Source organism: Streptomyces gelaticus, assembly GCF_014649535.1.
Classification (GTDB): Bacteria; Actinomycetota; Actinomycetes; order Streptomycetales; family Streptomycetaceae; genus Streptomyces; species Streptomyces gelaticus.
In genome coordinates this window covers 27498-46253 of record NZ_BMTF01000029.1, presented here as the reverse complement: position 1 = coordinate 46253, position 18756 = coordinate 27498, and the positions used below count along the sequence as shown (strand labels likewise).

At 68.0% G+C, this 18756-nt stretch carries 15 protein-coding genes; 14 read left to right on the top strand and 1 reads right to left on the bottom strand.

The window, feature by feature from the left end; all coding sequences use genetic code 11:
• Window positions 1–142: 142 nt before the first annotated feature.
• The 11 genes from IE107_RS29920 (at window position 143) to IE107_RS29865 (ending at window position 13824) form a co-directional block, all read left to right on the top strand.
• Window positions 143–868, top strand: a complete 726-nt coding sequence (locus IE107_RS29920) for a DUF6333 family protein (RefSeq protein ID WP_189547487.1) — start codon at window positions 143–145, stop codon at window positions 866–868.
• 173 nt (window positions 869–1041) lie between these two features.
• On the top strand, window positions 1042–3510 hold the full coding sequence (locus tag IE107_RS29915; RefSeq protein WP_189547486.1) for a hypothetical protein: 2469 nt from the start codon (window positions 1042–1044) through the stop codon (window positions 3508–3510).
• 990 nt (window positions 3511–4500) lie between these two features.
• The gene (locus IE107_RS29905) at window positions 4501–5901 is read left to right on the top strand and encodes an ATP-binding protein (protein ID WP_189547485.1); all 1401 of its coding nucleotides are present in this window, start codon (window positions 4501–4503) and stop codon (window positions 5899–5901) included.
• Between the two features lie 2 nt (window positions 5902–5903).
• A complete protein-coding gene (locus IE107_RS29900; RefSeq protein ID WP_189547484.1) occupies window positions 5904–6335 on the top strand; it encodes a roadblock/LC7 domain-containing protein in 432 nt (143 codons plus the stop codon).
• Complete coding sequence (locus tag IE107_RS29895) at window positions 6332–6715, top strand: DUF742 domain-containing protein (protein WP_189547483.1); 384 nt, start codon at window positions 6332–6334, stop codon at window positions 6713–6715. Before IE107_RS29900 ends, IE107_RS29895 begins: the two co-directional genes overlap by 4 nt.
• On the top strand, window positions 6687–7307 hold the full coding sequence (locus IE107_RS29890) for a GTP-binding protein (RefSeq protein WP_373302527.1): 621 nt from the start codon (window positions 6687–6689) through the stop codon (window positions 7305–7307). The genes IE107_RS29895 and IE107_RS29890 overlap by 29 nt, the downstream gene beginning before the upstream one ends.
• Window positions 7304–8596: a cytochrome P450 family protein gene (locus IE107_RS29885; protein ID WP_189547482.1), complete on the top strand. Its 1293-nt coding sequence runs from the start codon at window positions 7304–7306 to the stop codon at window positions 8594–8596. Before IE107_RS29890 ends, IE107_RS29885 begins: the two co-directional genes overlap by 4 nt.
• Before the next feature lie 99 nt (window positions 8597–8695).
• Entirely contained in the window at window positions 8696–9841 is a 1146-nt protein-coding gene (locus tag IE107_RS29880; protein ID WP_229867347.1) for a polyprenyl synthetase family protein, read from the top strand.
• A 46-nt stretch (window positions 9842–9887) separates the two neighbouring features.
• Window positions 9888–11486 (top strand): prenyltransferase/squalene oxidase repeat-containing protein, encoded by a 1599-nt coding sequence (locus IE107_RS29875; protein ID WP_189547481.1) that lies wholly within the window; start codon window positions 9888–9890, stop codon window positions 11484–11486.
• Entirely contained in the window at window positions 11483–12862 is a 1380-nt protein-coding gene (locus IE107_RS29870) for a cytochrome P450 (RefSeq protein ID WP_189547480.1), read from the top strand. Before IE107_RS29875 ends, IE107_RS29870 begins: the two co-directional genes overlap by 4 nt.
• Complete coding sequence (locus IE107_RS29865) at window positions 12859–13824, top strand: terpene synthase family protein (RefSeq protein ID WP_189547479.1); 966 nt, start codon at window positions 12859–12861, stop codon at window positions 13822–13824. Before IE107_RS29870 ends, IE107_RS29865 begins: the two co-directional genes overlap by 4 nt.
• A gap of 771 nt (window positions 13825–14595) precedes the next feature.
• Here IE107_RS29865 and IE107_RS29860 read toward each other — a convergent pair.
• A complete protein-coding gene (locus IE107_RS29860) occupies window positions 14596–15486 on the bottom strand; it encodes a fumarylacetoacetate hydrolase family protein (RefSeq protein WP_189547478.1) in 891 nt (296 codons plus the stop codon).
• Window positions 15487–15633: 147 nt separating this feature from the next.
• On the opposite strand from IE107_RS29860, the gene IE107_RS29855 reads away from it, so the two are divergent.
• The 3 genes from IE107_RS29855 to IE107_RS29845 all read left to right on the top strand — a co-directional run bounded on the left by IE107_RS29855 (window position 15634) and on the right by IE107_RS29845 (window position 18477).
• The gene (locus IE107_RS29855) at window positions 15634–16200 is read left to right on the top strand and encodes a TetR/AcrR family transcriptional regulator (RefSeq protein WP_189547477.1); all 567 of its coding nucleotides are present in this window, start codon (window positions 15634–15636) and stop codon (window positions 16198–16200) included.
• 97 nt (window positions 16201–16297) lie between these two features.
• Window positions 16298–16813, top strand: coding sequence for a VOC family protein (locus IE107_RS29850; protein WP_189547476.1), 516 nt, complete (start codon window positions 16298–16300; stop codon window positions 16811–16813).
• A complete protein-coding gene (locus tag IE107_RS29845; protein ID WP_189547475.1) occupies window positions 16810–18477 on the top strand; it encodes an FAD-dependent monooxygenase in 1668 nt (555 codons plus the stop codon). Before IE107_RS29850 ends, IE107_RS29845 begins: the two co-directional genes overlap by 4 nt.
• The last annotated feature ends 279 nt before the right edge of the window (window positions 18478–18756 follow it).

Sequence of the window (18756 nt, the reverse complement as noted above, 5' to 3'; positions counted from 1 at the left end):
CCCACTGCGTCCGCTTTCGTCCGGGGCCCCGGAGCATCCACTCGAATGTGCCGTCCGCCGCCCACCGGTCAGGTGCGGAGCGTGGCCCACGGACCGTAACGCTCGGACACGTCCGGACCAGGCCCCGGCTACGGTGACAGGCATGTCTGACACCGACTTCTGGACCTTGCCTGCCGACCGCATGACCCAGGGCAGCGGCAGCCGCCACGAACTGACTGTCCTCCACCCGCCGTTCACCGTGGACGCCGGCGATCTACCGCCCAACGCTCCTTACCGGGCGGAGGAGTTCGCCCGCTCCCTGGAAACGGTCGACGACGTGATCGAAGACCTCGGTCAACGTAGGCAGAGCGACTCGGTCACGGTCGCCACGAGGTCCGATCTGGACATCGTCCAGGTGGGGGCGTGGGGGAACGTCATGTCGGTCTCCGATCCGGCGTTTGCGGACGACGGAAACGACAGGCCGCTGCTCGCGGAGGCCACCCGGCTGCGCGAGCGCTTCCCCGACGCGCGGATCGTGGGCCGGGTGGAGGTGCACTGCGGCGCCGAGCACACCGAAGACCTCGTCTGGCTGCCGGACGGCACCATGTTCCATGCCTGCGGCTGGCCCGGCGACGAACCGTTCGTCGTGACCGGCGACCCGCAGGCGGTGATGTCCATCCTCGGGATCACCACGGAAGCCCTCGAAGACCTCGAGGTGTACTTCGACCTGGACGACGAGCCGAACCAGAACGACTGGGGTGCCCTCGCCACGGCCTGCCTCGGGGACGCGGACCCGCGGGGAAGGGCCGATCTGGACGCCTCCTCACTGCGGGTGCGGCACAGCGAGCACGCGACCAGCCGCATGGAAAGCCTTTACTTCACTGGCTGAGTATTCATCAACTCACCACAAATTCATTCAGGTTGCCACGCCGACACGCACTCATTCGCTTCTTGCGCGGCAGTGGACCGGCCTAGGATCAAAGAGCGGCGTGTACACGTCACGGGGGCCCATGCGCGCCGCCCCTATCCCCTCAAGGCCCCACTCATGAGGGAAGATCACACTTGAACAGAGCACTGCGCATACCCGAACGGTGGCGTCTGGCAGGCCGCGTTCTGGCCGCTTTCGGGATCGCCTCGGCGATCACCGTGACCGGCCTGCCCGGCATCGAGACCGACACCGCGACCGCCGCGCCGCGCGCCGTCGCGGCCAGGATCAAGCCCGGCGCGAAGCGCTGCGATGTGAAGAACCTGGGAAACAAGTACCAGAGCACTCCGAAGAACTCGGGGTTCCCCAACGACCCCACCGGCTCGAACTTCTCCGCCTGGAAGGGCAACCCGAAGAACTTCAACTACGACCTGCCCGGCAAGGCGTACGACGGGGTGAGGCCGCCGACGTCCGCCGACAGGGCGCAGGCCCTGTCGAAGGTCCCGAACGACACGGAGAAGAACTACAAGGCGTGGCAGAAGATCGCGGACAAGTCCGGTGACCCGGAGGACCGCAAGTTCGAGATCTACGCCCGGTACTTCCACAACAAAGAGGGCCTGAGTTTCGAGCACTGGTTCGAGCACAGGTTCATCCGCAACCAGACCAACAACCACAAGGGATCGGCGTTCGAACGCCAGCTCGTCCGTGACTTCCGCCTGGTCGGACCGGACTGGCTGTGCGAGGTCACCGTCGAACTCATCGACGCACAGGGCAATGTCGTCGACACGCGCCGCTACGACGCCTACAACCAGCGCACCAAGGAGTTCAACGAGTTCAAATCGAACTCGGAGCTGACGAACAAGCAGCTCGCCAAGGACCGGAAGATCGCCCGGTTCATGCCGGATCACAAGTTCCGTTTCACCGGCGCAAAGGCGTTCACCACAGGCCAGCGCAATAAGATCGACAACCTGAACCGGTACGTCAACCGGCTGCGGCCCGGCCAGACGAACCAGGTCCGCGGCAATCAGCGGATCTACAACCCCGTCCCGCGGACCAAGCCGATCAAGGGCTACTCCGACTACCAGCGGTGGTTCGCACCGGGCTGCCAGGGCGGCCAGGGCGGCCAGGGCGGCCAGGGCAGGATGCAGCTCACCGCCGCCTCCACCTGCGGCACCCGCGGCCCGCTGAACGACCGGATCAACGGCTCCGGAAAGAACCTGGAACAGGCCAAGAAAATCCAGGCCGAGGCCCGCCGGCTCGACACCCGGGGCACCCTCCCGCGCGGTGGACCGGGCGGCGTCGACTTCACCACCCTGGAACTGCGCTACGTCGGCGGCCTGGGCAAGGGCAAGGGCATGCAGTACTCCATGCGTGCCGACCAGATGCCCAACCCGGACGAGAACCCCGGCTTCGGCGGCGAGGCGCGCATGCAGCTCTCCTCCGACGCCCTGTTCACCTGGCTCGCGCTCACTCCGGAGAAGTTCTGGGTCAACCTCAACCCGGACGAGCCCGACCGGGTCATGGACGCCGAGTTCGGCAAGACCGACGCGGGCCGGGTCCTGCTCGAAGCCGACCTTGAGATGAAGCACGACTTCTCCGAAGCCCTCAATCCCAACAAGCACGCCGGCGCCAAGCGGTACTGGGACACCGCGCCCCGCCAGAACGGCATGCCCTGCTTCCCCGGCGTGCGCATGTGGATCGAGCCCAAGCCCGCCCAGGTGCGCGAGCAGGACGGCGGAATCTACATCCTTGACGCACCCCTGAAGGTGTCCACCCAGTGGCTGGACGTCGAGTGGCAGGCACCCGGCTCCACCGAGTGCAAGGGCCTGACCGACGAGCAGAAGCACGCCATTGAGGCCAACGTCCGCACGAACGTGATGCCTCTGGTGGAGGACCGGGTCAACACCGACCCCGACTACGCCGACCTGCGCGCCGTCTACACCGCCCGCGTCGCCGCCGAGTACATCCGCCAGCAGGACGCGAAGACCCCGACCGACTTCCACAAGACCATCGACTCCAACGACGTCTCCGCGTGGCCACTGCGCGCCCCCAATGAGAACTGGACTCGCGAGAGCGTCCACAAGCGTTACATGGACTCCCTCAAGAAGGGCATCGAGTGGTTCGAGCTGGAGTACGGTGGCAAAATCTACAACCAGGGCGTCGGCGGCGTGGATTTCTCCAAGCAGCCCAAGCAGAACATCTCCCGCACCCGGTTCAACGTAGAACACCGCACCCTGGACACCACTACCAGGACGTCCCTCCAGTCCGATGACGTCTCCTACCGGGACACCGACACCCTCTACCTCGGCGGCGGCAGGACGGCGGCCGGGGAAGGCGAGGATCCCAAGCCCACCCCCACCCCCACGAAGCCTGGTTCCCACCCGTCCGAGCCGGGTGACGAACCGTCGACCCCGACCCCGGACCCGACCCGGACCGGCGGGAACGCCCATCCGCCGACGAATGAGCCGGACCCGCACGGCGGCCTCGCTGACACCGGCTCCGACACCCCGGTCGGGCTGATCTCCGGCATCGCCGCGGCGGTCGTCGCCGCCGGCGCGGCCCTGGTGTGGTGGATGCGCCGCAGGCGTCAGGACAACACCGGCTGAACCGACCAGCGACGATTCGCCCGCTGAACACGAGAAGGGCCTCACCCCCGAAAGGCGAGGGGGTGGGGCCCTGGTGCTCTCCGACGACCGGGTGGGTGGGGTGTACGGCGGGCCGTCCCTGGAAGCCTTCGCTGTTCCAGCAGATACCGAAGCTCGGGCGCTGCCGAAGTGCCTGGGGCCGACGGGCGGCCGGGCCCGGTCCGGCCCGTGCGGGGCCAGACCGCCGCGGCGACTCCCGAAGTCCCGTTTCTCGCCCCTGGCCGCTCAGAAGCACTCCTCTCCCCCGTGTGCGTGCTCCATCCCGTGAAGCACGCACACGATGTCCGTATCACCCGCGGTCTCCTCACGGACCTCACGCAGGAGCGCGGCCTCCCGGCCGGTGTCGCTCTCCTCGACACCGCCGCGGACGATCACCCCATACGGGGCGATACGGCGAGCTGGCGGAGCGCGCCATTGTCCACGCCGTGCGATCTGGGAGAACCCGGCGAGTCAAGATCGTCCGGTTCGTGACGGTGCGGGCCCACCAGGGCCACGTGCACAGATCAACTCCAGTAAGCTGACCGCGTTTTAGGAAGTGGCAAGGCCGCGAGTCGACTGCGTGCGATGGCGGGAAGCACTCGACGTAGCCGACGTTCGCAGTCCTCGACGGAGCTCTGATGAACCTGTTCATTTGTGTTCAGCGGGCTCCGCCCTGCATCCGATTCCGGGGCCGTGAGTTGCGCGAGGGCCGGCCGGACGGCCGATGCTGCCCATGGGATGGCGCCGCTGGAGCCTTGGCCGGCTCGGGCAATTCGCCGGCCCCTGTCTCGGCGTCGCAGTCGTGTGTCTGCGGTGGCACCTCTTCGCCCTGTAGATCCACGCGCTATTCACGAATTGCCACATGTTCTCCTGTACGCCAGCTCTCCGGAGGCCGCACTCACCACCCCTGCGGGGGAGTGAACCGCTGCGCCGTTCTTCGAAGGCTCGACCGACCCCCTAGGACCCCCCTCCGTGACCTTGTCCTCAAAAATCGCCCTTGCCCTCGGCGTCTTGTCCCTCCTCCTAGCAGTCTGGGCGCTGCTCCTGGCACGCTCGCGCCGCACCCACATACGCCGGGGCAAAGACTTGTCCGCGGAGGCGCAGGCCGCCAATTCCCGCGCGCATGCTGCCGAGGGCCGGGCCCGAACCGAGGTGCAGAACAGGCAGACCGCGGAGTCCCGCGCGCAGGAAGTCACTACCCGCGAAGCCGAGATTCTCGACGAGGTGCGTCACCTTGTCTCCGATCGGCTTCCCGCTCTCGCACTGCACCTGATCAGCTCTCATCACCCCGTTCCCGGACTCCTGCACAAGAACCTCGCAGGGTCCGAGGCCGCCCGGCTCCTCGACGCCGTGCCCGAAACGGTTTCCGGCATCGTCCTCAAGGAAAGGCGCCGCATCGACGCCGCGGCTCGGGCGGCCCTGCGTGGCGCAACTCAGGAGTCCCAGGCCCTCTCCTACCGGTTGCAGACAAATATCGTGGGTCTGCAGCACGAGTTCAGCGCTCCGCCGCGTCTGACGCAGAGCCTGCTCGAGTCCGACCACCTCAATGAGCAGAACCTGCGCCTCACGCAGAAATCCGCCATCGTGTGCGGAGGCTGGCCGGGTCACGTCCGCAAGGACACCTACGTGAGCGAGGTCGTCAGTGGCGCCTCCTCCCGACTGCGCGGCTTCGACCGCATCAACATCGTGTCTCGGCTGGGCCTGTCCAACATCGGCGTGGTCGGCCGCGCGGCCGAGCCGGTTGCTGTGGTCTGCGCCGAGCTGATGGCCAACGCGCTGGAGCACTCCCGTGACGACCTCATGGTGGAGGTCGGCCTGATCCAGACCGGCAACGGCAGTGTGTGCATCACGATCGACGACGCCGGCAAGGGCATGACCGCCGAAGCGCTCGCCCGCGGCCGAAGTCTGATATCGGGTGAACAGCAGGAAGTGATGCTCCTCGAACTCGGCGATCCGCCGTCGATGGGCTTCGCCGCCATCGGCCGTCTCGTCGCCGACTACGGCCTCCATGTCTCCATCGACACTTCCTCTCCCTATGGCGGGGTGCGCGCTGTGGTGTCCATTCCCGAGAACTTGCTGACCTCGATCGACGAAATCGCCACGCCCCCTTCGGTCATGGCTCCCCAACCTGCCGTGGCGCCACAGGCCCACAGGCGACCCACCGCTGCCGACTCGCCCGCGCCCTCACCCGAGCCGAGCGGCGCGGCGGCGCTGCCGCAGCGCCGCCGCCGCTTCTCAGCGACAGCCACCAACGATGAGTCCGCCGCAGCGCCCCGCCCCTTGAACCCGGAAGACACCGGGGCCATGTGGAGCGATTTCCAAAGTGGCCTCACCGGCGACCGGTCCGTCACCGATTCGGAGTCAACACTGTGACCATGCCTGAAACCCACGAACAGACCGGCTCGTACGCCTGGGTCCTGAAGCCCATCACCGAAATCCGCGGTGTCCGGCATGCCCTGACCATGACTCTCGACGGGATGGTCCAGGCCATCTCCGAGGATCTCACCAAGGACGAGGCAGACGGCATCGGTGCGATGACTGCCGCGCTGCACTCCGCCTCCCGCGCCGCCACCAACGCCGTTCTGGGGGCCCCTCGAAGCACTCCGCTCAAGACCGTCACCTCCCACAACGACCGAGGCATCTACATGGTCATGCCGGTCGGCGAAGGAACCAACACCCTGATAGCGGCAGCGGGCGATGAGGACATGCCCATGGGAGTGGTCGCGGCCACCATGGCCCGCCAGGCAATGAAACTCGGGGAACAGATCATGTCCGTTCCCGCCCGTACCAGTAACGGGGCGTCATGAGCCGCGGCCAGGAACAGCGACGGCTGCTGCCGGCCTACCTCGCGACCGGAACCAGCCCCGGCGTCGGTCTCTCGGGCACGCTCGATTCGCTGGCCGCTCTGCGTGCCAGCGGCATGCCCCTGGCCAGGTACCACACGGCGGTGCACCAGCGTGTGATCGAGCTGCTCACCGACGGATCTCTCAGCGTCGTCGAACTGGCCGGCTATCTCGGTCTGCCGGTCAGCGTGACTCTGGTGCTCGCCGAACAACTTGTCACTGACGGACAGTTAAAAGCCACCGTCCCGATTCCGGACGCCCTCCGCGCGTCGAACGATGGCCGACCGTCGAAAGAAGTCCTGGAAGAGGTTCTGAGTGGACTCCACGCTCTCCTTGCCGCCTAGCCCGTCTCCCGTCTACCTGCCTGAGGGAGAACACCGAAGGATCAAGATCCTCGTTGCAGGCCCGCTCGGTATCGGCAAGACGACCGTAGTCAAGTCGCTGTCGCAGATTCCGACATTGCACACCGACGAGGTCATGACAAACGCGGCGGTCGCCACCGATGACCTCAGCCACGATGTCCTGCGCGACAAAACCACCACCACGGTCGCCATCGACTTCGGCCGTCTGACGCTGCCGGGCGACAAGATCGTTCTGTATCTGTACGGAACTCCGGGGCAGCGCCGCTTCCTTCCGCTGTGGGAAGGCATCGCGTTCGGAGCACTCGGCGCCCTCGTCCTGGTCGACACCCGGCGGCTCAAGGACTCCTGGGAGGTGATGGAACTCATCGAGGAGCGCGGTTTGCCGTACGCCGTCGCTGTCAATGTCTTCCCTGACTCACCCAAGTACGACTTGGCGCTCATCCGTTCCAAGCTCGACCTCGCCCCGGAGACTCCACTGGTCACCTGTGACGCACGAGAGAAGAACAGCGGCCTGCACGCCCTCGCCCAACTGACCGCCCATTCCATATCCGTTGCCGGAGTCAAAGCCTCGTGACGCTCACACCAGCCGAAGCCCCCGTGTCCCTGCACGGGGCCGAACACGCCGCGAACCCGCAGCGCAGCTATGAACTGCTGCGCAGGCAGGGACCGGTCGGCGTAGCCGAGGTGGCCCCCGGTGTCGTGGTCCACCTGGTCACCGACTACCGGGCCGCCCTCGACCTCCTCCAGGACGCCGATACGTGGACCAAGGACACCCGGAACTGGCTGCCGCAGGTGCCGGAGGACAGCCCGATCCGGCCCCTGGTGGAGTGGCGGCCGAGTCTGTTCTTCGCCGACGGCGAGGCACACGCGCACCTGCGACGTGTGATCACGGACAGCTTCGGTCTCCTGGATCCCAATGACGTGCGCACCCTGACATTCCGCTTCGCCGACACGCTGCTGCAGGAATTCGCTGATACCGGGACGGTCGACCTCGTCCGCCAGTACGCGCAGCAGTTGCCCCTGATGGTCTTCAATGCTCTGTTCGGCATGCCGGACGAGGAGGGCCCGCGGCTCGTGTGGGCGCTCGAGGCAATGATGGACAGCGATCCGGAGAAACAGGCAGCGGGCGGGCAGGCGTTCAGCGCCTACCTCGAAGACCTCTACGGGACCAAAGCGACACAGCGCGGTCACGATTTGACTTCCTGGTTCATCGATCACCCCAATGGGCTGAGCCAGGAAGAGGCCGTCAACCAGATCCTCATCACCCTCGGGGCCGGGAACGAGCCACTGTGCAACCTCATTGCCAACACGCTCGTCCGCATGCTCAGCGACGACCGGTATTTCGGCACCCTGACCACCGGGAGCCTGCCCATCCAGCACGCCATCGATGATGCGCTGTGGCACGACGCGCCGCTGGCCAACTACAGCGTCCATCTCCCCAAGAAGGACGTGACCTTCCACGGCGCTCGCATCCTCGCAGGCTCGCCCGTCATGGTGTCGTACGCCGCCGCCAACACCTGCCCCCATTCGGGCATTCCGACGGACGGCTACCGCTCCGGGAACAAGGCGCACCTGGCCTTCGCCGCAGGGCCCCATACGTGTCCCGCCCGTGACGTCGCCACACTGATCGCCACCGCCGCCATCGAGAGGCTGCTGACCTACTTGCCGGACATCGAACTGGCCGTTCCCGCCGGCAAGCTGACCTACCGCCCCGGGGCTGTCCACCGGACGCTCACCGCGCTCCCGGCCCGGTTCACACCGCTCACCCCCGACGCCGACGGGGCCACCCCTTGGAGCCGGAGCCCCTCCCGCCCCGAGCGGGACACCCCGTTGGCCCCGACGTCAGGCAGGACCGAGGCGTAGAAGCCGTATCACCTGCCGTCGATCGTCGCGTCGCGGTGGTGCCGACCGGGAGCCGGCCGGCACCACCGCGACAGCCCCAGGAAAGGAGACGCGGGTCAGTTGGCCCGTCCTCTGCAAGAACGGAACCGCAACGACGGTTCTCGAACGAAAGAGGATCAACCGCCGGTGACACAAACCCTTCCTACTGGACTGCCCGAGCTCGCTTCCCTACGACAGAAGGTGGGCGCGGCTCTGACGGAATTCCTGGACGCCAAGGAACGTGCTGCGCCAGGAAAAGAGCTGCTCTACCTGACCACCGCCCTGCGCGGACTCCTGACCGGCGGAAAACGACTGCGATCCTTGCTGTGCCTGTACGGATGGCAGGCCGCTGGAGCAACAGGCGACATGACTGCTGCCGTTCGCGCTGCCGCCAGCCTCGAACTCTTCCAGGTGTTCGCCCTCGTACACGACGACGTGATGGATGACAGCGACGTCCGCCGCGGCCGGCCGTCCGCCCACCGTGCGCTCGCCACCGCGTATACCGACAGCGGCGGCCCGGGCAGCAGGGCCGAAGCGCACGGTCTGGGCGCGGCCGTCCTTCTCGGGGACCTGTCCCTGGTGTGGTCCGATGAACTCCTGCGCACAGCGGACCTCAGCCCGGGACGGCTGGCACAGGTGCTGCCCCTGGTGGCCGAAATGCGGAGCGAGGTCATGTACGGCCAGCTCCTTGACTTGCAGACCACCGGCCGCCTTGCCGGCGACGTGGATACAGCACTGCATGTCATTCGATACAAGACGGCTAAATACACCATAGAACGGCCCCTGCACATAGGGGCGGCAGCGGCCGGAGCCGCCCCACCCGTACTCGATGCCTGCACCGCCTTCGGCATACCGCTAGGAGAAGCGTTTCAGCTGCGGGACGACCTGCTCGGGGTCTTCGGTGACCCTGCCAAGACAGGCAAGTCAATACTGGACGACCTGCGCGAAGGCAAGGCCACCGTCCTGATGGCGCTCGCGGTCCAGCGAGCCTCCACGGCCGAACTGAAAACACTGCGCGAGCTCGTCGGGCGGAGCGACCTCAACGAGGAACACGCCGCCGCGGTCCGCACGATCCTGAACTCCACCGGCGCCCGGAAGACCGTGGAGGAAATGATCACCGCACGACGGGCCACCGCCCTCGCCGCCCTGGACAACGCTCCTTTCCCTGGAAGTGCGACAGCCTCCCTGCGCCGGCTCGCCCTGGACGCAACGGCCAGACAGACATGAGCATCGCCGCGCACCGTCATCAGAACTCCGAGGAGGAAGTCGCCCCGTGAGCATCAGCACGCCCATCGGCACGTCCTACGCCGAACGAGCCACCAGCCTGGTGACCAGGGCCGACCAGGACGGATGGGGAAGCGTCGGTCCGTCCCTGTACGAGACAACCCGCGTCCTCTCTGCGGCGCCGTGGCTGCCCGGGGAGCCACGGCGGATCACGTACCTGCTGGAACAGCAGGCCCCCGACGGCAGTTGGGGGGAGGGACCGCTGCCCTACCGGCTCCTGCCGACACTCAGCGGGGTGGAGGCCGCCCTGGCCGTCCTGCAAAGGGGCACCACGTCCGCAGAGGTCACCGCCCGGCTCACGGCCGCGGTGAACCGGGGCCTCGACGTACTGCGATCACTGCCGCCGGTGTGCCCGTGGCCGGACACCGCTGCAGCGGAAATACTCGTACCCAGCCTGGTGGCCGAGATCAACGAGAAGCTGGGGTCCCTGACCACCGGCGAGGACATGCCAGGTATCGGTGGCCCCCTGCTGCCGGTTCCGGGCGGCTTCCACGAATCGGCACCTGCTTACGTGGCCAGGCGATATGAGCCGACGGGCAGCCTGCCCGTCAAGTTTCACCACACGTTCGAAGGCATAGCCGGCTACATACCGCCGGCTCTCGTCCCCGACGTCGAAGGCCTGCTGGGCAGCTCGCCGGCCGCCACCGCGGCACGGGCAGCACGGTCACCCGCCACCACCCCTCAGGCCGTCGCCGACCTCACAGCAGTGGCGCAGCGCTACGACGGTCTCTTCCCCGAGGCCGCGCCCCTCCGCGTGGTCGAACGGCTATGGGTCGCCGCCGCGCTGGCGCGCGCCCACCTGCCCGCCGCCGCTCTTCCCACTGTCCGCAGGTGGGCCGAGGAGATCTACGACTCCCAAGGGGTGCGCGGTGCGCCCGGCCTCATGACCGATGCCGACGACACCGCCATGTCGGTGCTGGTTGCCTCGCTCGTCGACCTGCCGTACGACCCGGCACCGCTGGACCTGTTCCACAACGGCAGCCACTACGACTGCTACATCGGCGAGGACACCGGATCGGTCACCGCGAACGCCCACGCCCTCCAGGCCCTCGTGAGCTACCTGCGGCGCTGCCCGACCGCAGACGGCATGTACGGCCCCCGAGCAGCAAAGTTGTGCGACTGGCTGACCGGCCAGCAGCAACCCGAAGGACACTGGACCGACAAATGGCATGCTTCCCCGTACTACGCCACCGCGCGAAGCGTCACCGCGCTCGCACAGTACGGCGGCCACCAGGCGTCCAGGGCCGTCCAGAGCGCCGCCGCGTGGACAACTGACACTCAGCGCGCCGACGGCTCCTGGGGCGTGTGGGGCGGCACCGTCGAAGAAACCGCATACGCCGTCAAGATCCTGCTGAGCGCCGCCACCCCCGCGCCGCAGCCACAGCACACCCGGGCTCTGGACCTCGCCGAGACATACCTGCGCGCCGCCTCGCACGCCAGCCGCCGGCACCCCGCCCTGTGGCACGACAAAACCCTTTATGCGCCCACCGCAGTGATCGAAGCAGAGGTGCTCGCTGCGCGCGAGTTGCTGCGGGCACGTCGCGCAGCCGCATGTACAGAAGCGGATATGGAAAGGACGGACGCGTGACTACCGACATAGATGTGACTGCCGGCATGGACGTTCCGCCGACCGCTCCGGGGCGGCTGCCGCTCATCGGACACGTTGTGCCCCTGGTCAAAGACCGCCTGAAGTTCGTCGAACACCTGCGCACATACGGGCCGATCGTCCGCATATCGGTCGGCCCCAAGAAGGTGACCGTGGTCAACTCGCATGAATTGATCCACGAGATGCTCACCAGCAGGTCCGGCTCCTTCTCCAAGGGATTGCTGGGCGAGAAGCTCAAGCTTTTCGGTCAGTCGGCCCTGCCGGTCGCGGAGGGCGCGCCCCACCTGCGTCGGCGCCGACTGCTCCAGCCCGCCTTCCACCGCGAGCAGGTCAGCAGGTACGTCAACACGATGCGGGAAACGGTGGAGCCGTCCATCACGGGCTGGCACGAGGGGGAACTGCTCGACCTGAAGACCGAAATGGGGCTGATGGCCCAGGACGTGGCCATGTCGGTGCTGTGCTCCTTCCGCGCGGAGCAGGAGCGGGCGCGCGCGATCCTCGACGCCGTCGACACGGTCTTCACGGCCGCCATCTGGCGCACCATGGTGCCCGTGTCCTCGCTGGAACGGCTGCCCACCCGCAGCAACCGGCGGCTCAAGGCCGCTCGCAGCCTGCTGCGCAGCGAAGTGGCGGACATCATCGCGGAGCGCCGGACCGAGCCCGACGTCCACGACGACCTCGTGACGCTGCTCCTGGAGGCCCGGGACGAATCCGGTGCGCCACTGCCGGACAACGAGATCCTGTCGGAGATCATCGGGCTGCTGGCCGCAGGTTCCGAGACGACCGGAGTCATGCTGGCCTGGCTGTTCCACGAGCTGGGCCGCGACCCCGAGCTGGAGCGCAGGCTGCACGAGGAGGTCGACTCCGTGGTCGGAGAGGGTCCGATCACCGCCGAGCACGTCCCCCAACTCGCCTTCACCCGCAGACTGGTCAGTGAGACCCTGCGCCTGCACCACGCCGGCTGGCTGGTGACCCGGCAGGCCACCAAGCCCGTGCGCCTCGGGCAGGCCGAATTGCCGGCGGGTGAGCAGGTGTTGTGGAGTCCCTACGCACTGCACCGCGACCCGGCTCTGTACCCAGACCCGCTGCGCTTCGACCCCGACCGCTGGCTGCCGGAGCGCCCCCAGCCGCCGAGGGGAGCCTTCATCCCCTTCGGGTCGGGAAAACGCATGTGCATCGGCGACGCGTTCGCCTGGACGGAGGCGATCGTCATCACGGCGTTCATCGCCTCCCGCTGGCGGCTGCGGCCCGTTCCCGGCGCCGCCGTGGAGCCTGTCGGGCTGCTCACCGTGCATCCGTCGGACCCCCGTATGGTCGCCGAAACCAGGCAGCGGACCGTCGCGGGGACAGCCGTATGAGCCACACCCGCACCTCGGACGCGCGTACCCTGCCGATGCCCGACCTCCGAGGCTCTTTCCCCGGCCCCTTCGCCACCAGCCCGTATGCCGACGCCATCGAGGAACAGACCGCCCAGTGGCTCCGGACCTTCCCCTTGATCGGTTCACCCGGCGAGGCGAAGGCCCTCTGCAACATCACGGCTCATGGGGTGGCTCGTGTCCTGCCCACAGCGGACCGGGACGGCGTGTTCCTCTGCGCCGATCTCTTTCTGTGGCTCACCGCGTTCGACGATGTACACGGCGAGGCCGAAGGAGGCCGTGACACCGCCCGTCTGGTCCGCCGCATCAGTCACTGTGTCCATCTGCTGGCCGGCCACGACGAGCCAGCGGCCGATGACGACGCCTGCACCGCCGCCCTGCGGGACCTGCTGCAGCGGTTCCGGGAACGGGCCACGCCCACGCAGTACCTACGGCTCACCGCGCACCTGCGGGACAACCTCTTCGGCATCCTCTGGGAGGCCCATCACCTCGACAGGCCCGACCAGGTCACCCTGAGCGACTACTGCGCGATGCGCCCCCACACAGTCTTCGTCCGGACCGTCATGGCGACCGCGGAAGTCGCGCTCGGATACGAACTGACCGAGGACCAGCGATCCTCGGCAGCGGTGCGGGAACTGGAGAAGGCCGTCGCCGACCTTGCCGGGTGGATCAACGACCTTGCCTCGTACGCGAAGGAGACAGATCGCGGTGGCCCGACTCCTCTGAGCCTGCCAACCCTGCTGGTCCGACACCGTGAGTGCGACCTCGAAGAGGCGTTCCGCCTGGCCTCCCGCATGTGTGAAGACCAAGCCTCCACCGCACGCCTTCGAATCACCGAACTCGCCGCCGGCAACAAGAAAGCACTCGCGCATCACGCTCACGCGATGGAAGCCGTCGCCGCCTCCTACGTGTGGCACATCGGGCACGCCCGCTACGCGAGTTAGCCACGCCGCCTGTCCCTGCCCCCTGCCCCTGTCCCCCATCCCCTGAGAGGTTGTCGACGACGTGATTCGTCGGCCGTGCCCCGGCCGGCCGACGAAATCCTCCAAGGCGCGCAGGGTGTCGATCGGGTCGGAACCCGGCTCGGGCAAGACCTGCGCGGGATGAGGCCTGCGGACCCGGTCGTGGTCCTGGCGCTCGGTTCGCTGATTCAGCCTCGGCTGAACCGTTTCTGACGGTCACACTCGACGCCGCCGTGCGCGAGGGGGTGAACTCCCTCACGGGTCTCGCCCGCAGACTTCCAAACGTTGGCCGTGACGCTCTGCACCAAATGGCAGCCGAGCCGTCTGAGCTCGCCGAGCTGTGGGGCGAAGCCGCGAAGGGCCTGAAATGGCGCCACAACATCACACATCCAGGTCAGCGCCCCATGTACGTGGCCGATCCCATGGAATCGGCCGGTCAGGCTGGGACAGGCGGGTCGCCGCGCCTTGCTGTGCTCACCGGCCCCTCGAAAGCAGCCATTCAGTGCCACGTCAGGGACCGTTCGCCCTGTCGCCGATGGCGCGTGGGCGTCGGCGGCGCGGGTGCTCACGGGAGGACCGTGGGTGCTCGCGGGAGGACCGCGGGTGCTCGCGGTGCCGGTGCGAATGCGTACCGGCTCTTCGCGGACACCCGGCCCGCGCCGTCACCGTGGCCCTGTGGCGCCTGGGGGCATTTCCCGGCATGCCGCAGGTCCCGTACATCGCCGCCGCCCGACGTCCGGTGCGTCCCGGCTGTCATGCACCCGCGCTCGCGCCCCCGGGGGCGGCCCTCACGCGGTTCCGGAGCGTGCCGATGTGCTCGACCTCGACCTCGACGACGTCGCCGGGCCGCAGATGACGACCGGAGAACACGCCGGCGCCGCGCGGTGTTCCGGTGAGGATCACGTCTCCGGGTTCGAGGGTCTGATAACGGGAGAGGTAGGAGATCAGCTCGGTCACGCCGTGGATGAAGCTGCTGGTGCGGTCGTCCTGGCGTATGTCACCGTTGACCAGGGTGCGCAGCCGCAGGTCGAGCGGCGCGGTGAACTCGTCCGGGGTGACCAAGCAGGGGCCGAGCGGTTTGAAGGTGTCGAAGCTCTTGGCCACACCGAGGGACACGGTCGGATCGCCCGACATCGCACGCTGCTGGATATCGCGCGCGGAGACGTCGTTGGCGATGGTCAGGCCGGCGATGTGGCTCGCAGCCTCGGCGGCGGAGACCGCGCTCGCGGACCGGCCGATCACGACGGCCACCTCACCCTCGTAGTCGACCCGGTCGGCCGCGACGGCCGGGAGGCGGATGTCGTCGCCCGGTGCGGTGACCGCGGATCCGGCGACCAGCTGGAAATTCGGCTCAGCGGGCAGGATGACGTCGGACCGCCCCATCGCGGCGAACATCTCCAGGGCCTCCTCCGCATGGCTGCGGTAGTTGAGGCCGACGATCAGGATCTTCCCGGGCCGGGGAACGGGAGCGTGCACCCGGACCTCGCCGAGGGCGACCCGCCGGACGACCGCCGCGGCGCGCGCGGCGTCGACACCCGGTCCGCGCAGGAGGGCGCCCAGGTCTGCGAAGGGGAGGTCGAGTACGGAGAGCTCGCCGGGGCTCTCCTCCCTGGCGATGCCCAGGGCTGTGCTGTACAGGCGCATCACGGACTCCCGCGTGTTGGGGACATGTTCTCTTGCATCTAAGTCAAGAGATTTCTTGTTTCCGAGTCAAGAGTTCATCGGCCACCGAGTCACCGCTCCCGGGTGCAGCCGATGAGGGCGGGGATGTGCCGCCTAGGCTGGGTTGCTATGCCAAGGAACCGCCAACAGATCCCCAAAGCCGAGCGCGAGGCCGTCCTGGTCGACAGCGCCTGGGAGCTCTTCGCCGTCAAGGGATACAAGGGGACCAGCCTGACCGAGGTCGGAAAGGCGGCCGGCGTCGCGGCCAACGCCGTGCGCTGGTACTTCCCGACCAAGGACGACCTGTTCGCCGCCGCACTGGACCGCCTCTTCCAGCGCGAGCGGGAGCGCGTGGAGACGGATCCCGCGATCGGAGGGGATCCGCAGCGGCAACTGGTGACGTTCCTCGCCGACCTGGAGGCGTATCGCGGGCTGCACCGGGAGGCGTATGACCGTATGGACGAGTCGCCCGCCCTCACCGAGGTCTACTCCCACATGCGGGAATGGCTGGAGGGACGCCTGCTCGCGGCCGTCGCGAACCGGCTGCCCGAGGGGGTCGACGTCGCACCCGTGGCGGACATGGCACATGTGCTCTTCGAGGGGCTTCTGGTCAGCGCCCGGGGGCTGGACCGACCGACCGGGGAGTTCATCGACCTCCTCATGGAGGCGCTGACGGCCGTCGCGGCGGCACGCTGACACCGATCTCTTGACTGCCATACAAGAGCCCACCTAAGGTTCTCTTGCATGGCAGCCAAGAGGGCTGTCATGCCCTCGATAAGGAGGTCGCCACTCCATGGCTTCTCCAGGCAAACTCGCCCACATCGTCCTGCGCACCGGCCGTCTGTCGCCCATGACCGACTGGTACGTACGCGTCCTCGAAGGCCGCGTCACCTTCGCCAACGAGGCCCTCGCCTTCCTGACCTACGACGACGAGCACCACCGTGTCGCGCTGGTCGCCACCGGGGCTTCCGAGCGTCCGACGGACGCGCACACCGGTCTGCACCACGCAGCATTCACCTACACCACGCTCGGAGATCTGCTCGGCACGTACCAGCGGCTGAAGAAGGACGGCATCCTGCCCTTCTGGTGCATCAACCACGGTCCGACCACCTCGATGTACTTCGAGGACCCCGACGGCAATCACATCGAGCTCCAGATCGACAACTTCGCCACCGAAGAAGCCCTCGACGAGTGGTTCCGGTCCGGAGCCTTCGAAGCCAATCCGATCGGGGTCGCCTTCGACCCGGACGATCTGGTGCGCCGCTTCGACGCGGGTGAGCCCTTCGCCGAACTGGTCAGGCGCGCATGACCGACATCGACGCCCCGGTCGTCATCGTCGGAGCCGGCCCCGTCGGGCTCGCCACCGCGCTCGTCCTGGGCCGGCACGGCGTCCGCAGCGTGGTCTTCGAACAGTACGACGGGATCAATCCGCACCCCCGGGCCCATGTCGTCAACACCAGGTCCATGGAACTGTTCCGCACCTGGGGCATCGCGGATGCCGTCCGAGCGGACGCCGCCGACCCGGCCTGGGCCGGCACCATCCTGTGGAAGCAGACCCTCGCCGGGGAACCACTGGGCCGCATCGACCTCGTCGAAGGCCCGGAGGACCAGCTCCTGCACCGGATCCACGCCTCGGCCGAGCAGCTCACCTCCTGCGCCCAGGACCGTGTACAGCGACATCTCCTCGACGCGGTCCTCGCCCAGGGCATGGCCACCGTGCACTACAGCACCACCGTCGTGGAGGTGACGGACCTCGGCGATTGCGTCGATGTCACCGTGGAAGGCGTGGGCGGGCGGCAGATCCTGCGCACCCGTTACGCCGTGGCGGCGGACGGGGCGACCGGGAGCCTGCGCGACACGCTCGGCATCAAGATGGACGACTCCCCGGTTCTCGGCCACCAGTTGAACATCTATTTCCACGCCGATCTCTCCCCCTGGATGGGAGAGGACCCCGCTCTGCTGGTCTGGCTGATCAACAGCGCCTCCCCGGGACTCCTCATCGGGATGGACGGCGTTCGCCGGTGGACCTTCCAGCGGAGCTTCGACCCGGCTGTCGAATCACCGCAGGACTACCCGCCCGAGCGGTGTGCCCGAATCATCCAGGAGGCCGTCGGAACCACCGAACTCGACGTGGACATCCGCTCCGTCGGGCCGTGGATCATGGCGGCCCGGACCGCCGAGACGTACCGCAGCGGCCGTGTGTTCCTCGTGGGCGACGCGGCTCACCAGTTCCCGCCGACAGGCGGCCTGGGGATGAACAGCGGCCTCGCCGACGCGGACAACCTCGGCTGGAAACTCGCCGCCGTTCTGAGGGGTGGTGCTTCCGACGCCCTGCTCGACGGGTACGAGCGCGAACGCCGTCCCGTGGCCGTCGACAACGCCCGCCACAGCATGCTCAACGCCATCAAGATGGCAGAGGTCGGGATCGGGCCCGAAACGACCAGGATCGCCGCCCGCCTCGAAAGCCCCGACCCGGCAGTCGCCGCGGCGGAACGCCGACGGATCGCGGACGCCATTCCTCCCCAGCGCCCGCACTTCGACGCGCTCAACCAAGAGATCGGATACGTCTACGGAGCGGCCCGGCACGACGACGGTGCCCCGTTCTCGGCCACCGACTACACACCGATCGCCGCCCCCGGAGCACGACTTCCGCACGCCTGGATCGAACGTGCCGGGGAACGGGTGTCCACGCACGACCTCCTCATACCGGGCTTCACCCTCATCACGGGGCCCGAGGGAGCCGACTGGGCCGATGCCTTCGCGGAGACCGGGGAGGGCGTGGCGAAGCGAACTGTCGTGATCGGCCGGGACGTCACCAGCCCGGACGGCTACTGCCCCGAGTTGCTCGGGATCCGTGAGAACGGAGCCCTTCTCGTCCGGCCGGACGGTCACATCGCGTGGCACAGCGCCGAGGGATCATCCCCTGCATCCGCGCTCGCCGCCCTGCTCAACGCCACTGAGCAGCCCGCCTAGGTCCTGTCGTCGAACTGCCGTCGCCGCCCCGGAGAGCGGCCGCGCGGCGTCCCGGTGCGTGCGACCGCCAAGCGCCGGAACGGCCTCGTAGCAGAGCTACTGGGCCACTTCGGCAACGCCGCGAGCGTGCATGCCGGACACCGCGCGGCAGACAGCAGTCCGACGGACAGGGCCTGGCCCGGCATGGAGCGTCTGTGGGGCGCCGGGCCGCGTGCCCGGCACTCTCCCGGCCCTCACTCCCGGCCTCTTGTCCCGTTCGGTGGCACGGCCCGTCCGGCG

Coding starts and splice junctions, on each gene's coding strand:
- IE107_RS29920 (WP_189547487.1), top strand. CDS start 143: ATGTCTGACACCGACTTCTGGACCTTGCCTGCCGACCGCATGACCCAG.
- IE107_RS29900 (WP_189547484.1), top strand. CDS start 5,904: ATGCCTGAAACCCACGAACAGACCGGCTCGTACGCCTGGGTCCTGAAG.
- IE107_RS29895 (WP_189547483.1), top strand. CDS start 6,332: ATGAGCCGCGGCCAGGAACAGCGACGGCTGCTGCCGGCCTACCTCGCG.
- IE107_RS29865 (WP_189547479.1), top strand. CDS start 12,859: ATGAGCCACACCCGCACCTCGGACGCGCGTACCCTGCCGATGCCCGAC.
- IE107_RS29860 (WP_189547478.1), bottom strand. CDS start 15,486: ATGCGCCTGTACAGCACAGCCCTGGGCATCGCCAGGGAGGAGAGCCCC.
- IE107_RS29855 (WP_189547477.1), top strand. CDS start 15,634: ATGCCAAGGAACCGCCAACAGATCCCCAAAGCCGAGCGCGAGGCCGTC.
- IE107_RS29850 (WP_189547476.1), top strand. CDS start 16,298: ATGGCTTCTCCAGGCAAACTCGCCCACATCGTCCTGCGCACCGGCCGT.
- IE107_RS29845 (WP_189547475.1), top strand. CDS start 16,810: ATGACCGACATCGACGCCCCGGTCGTCATCGTCGGAGCCGGCCCCGTC.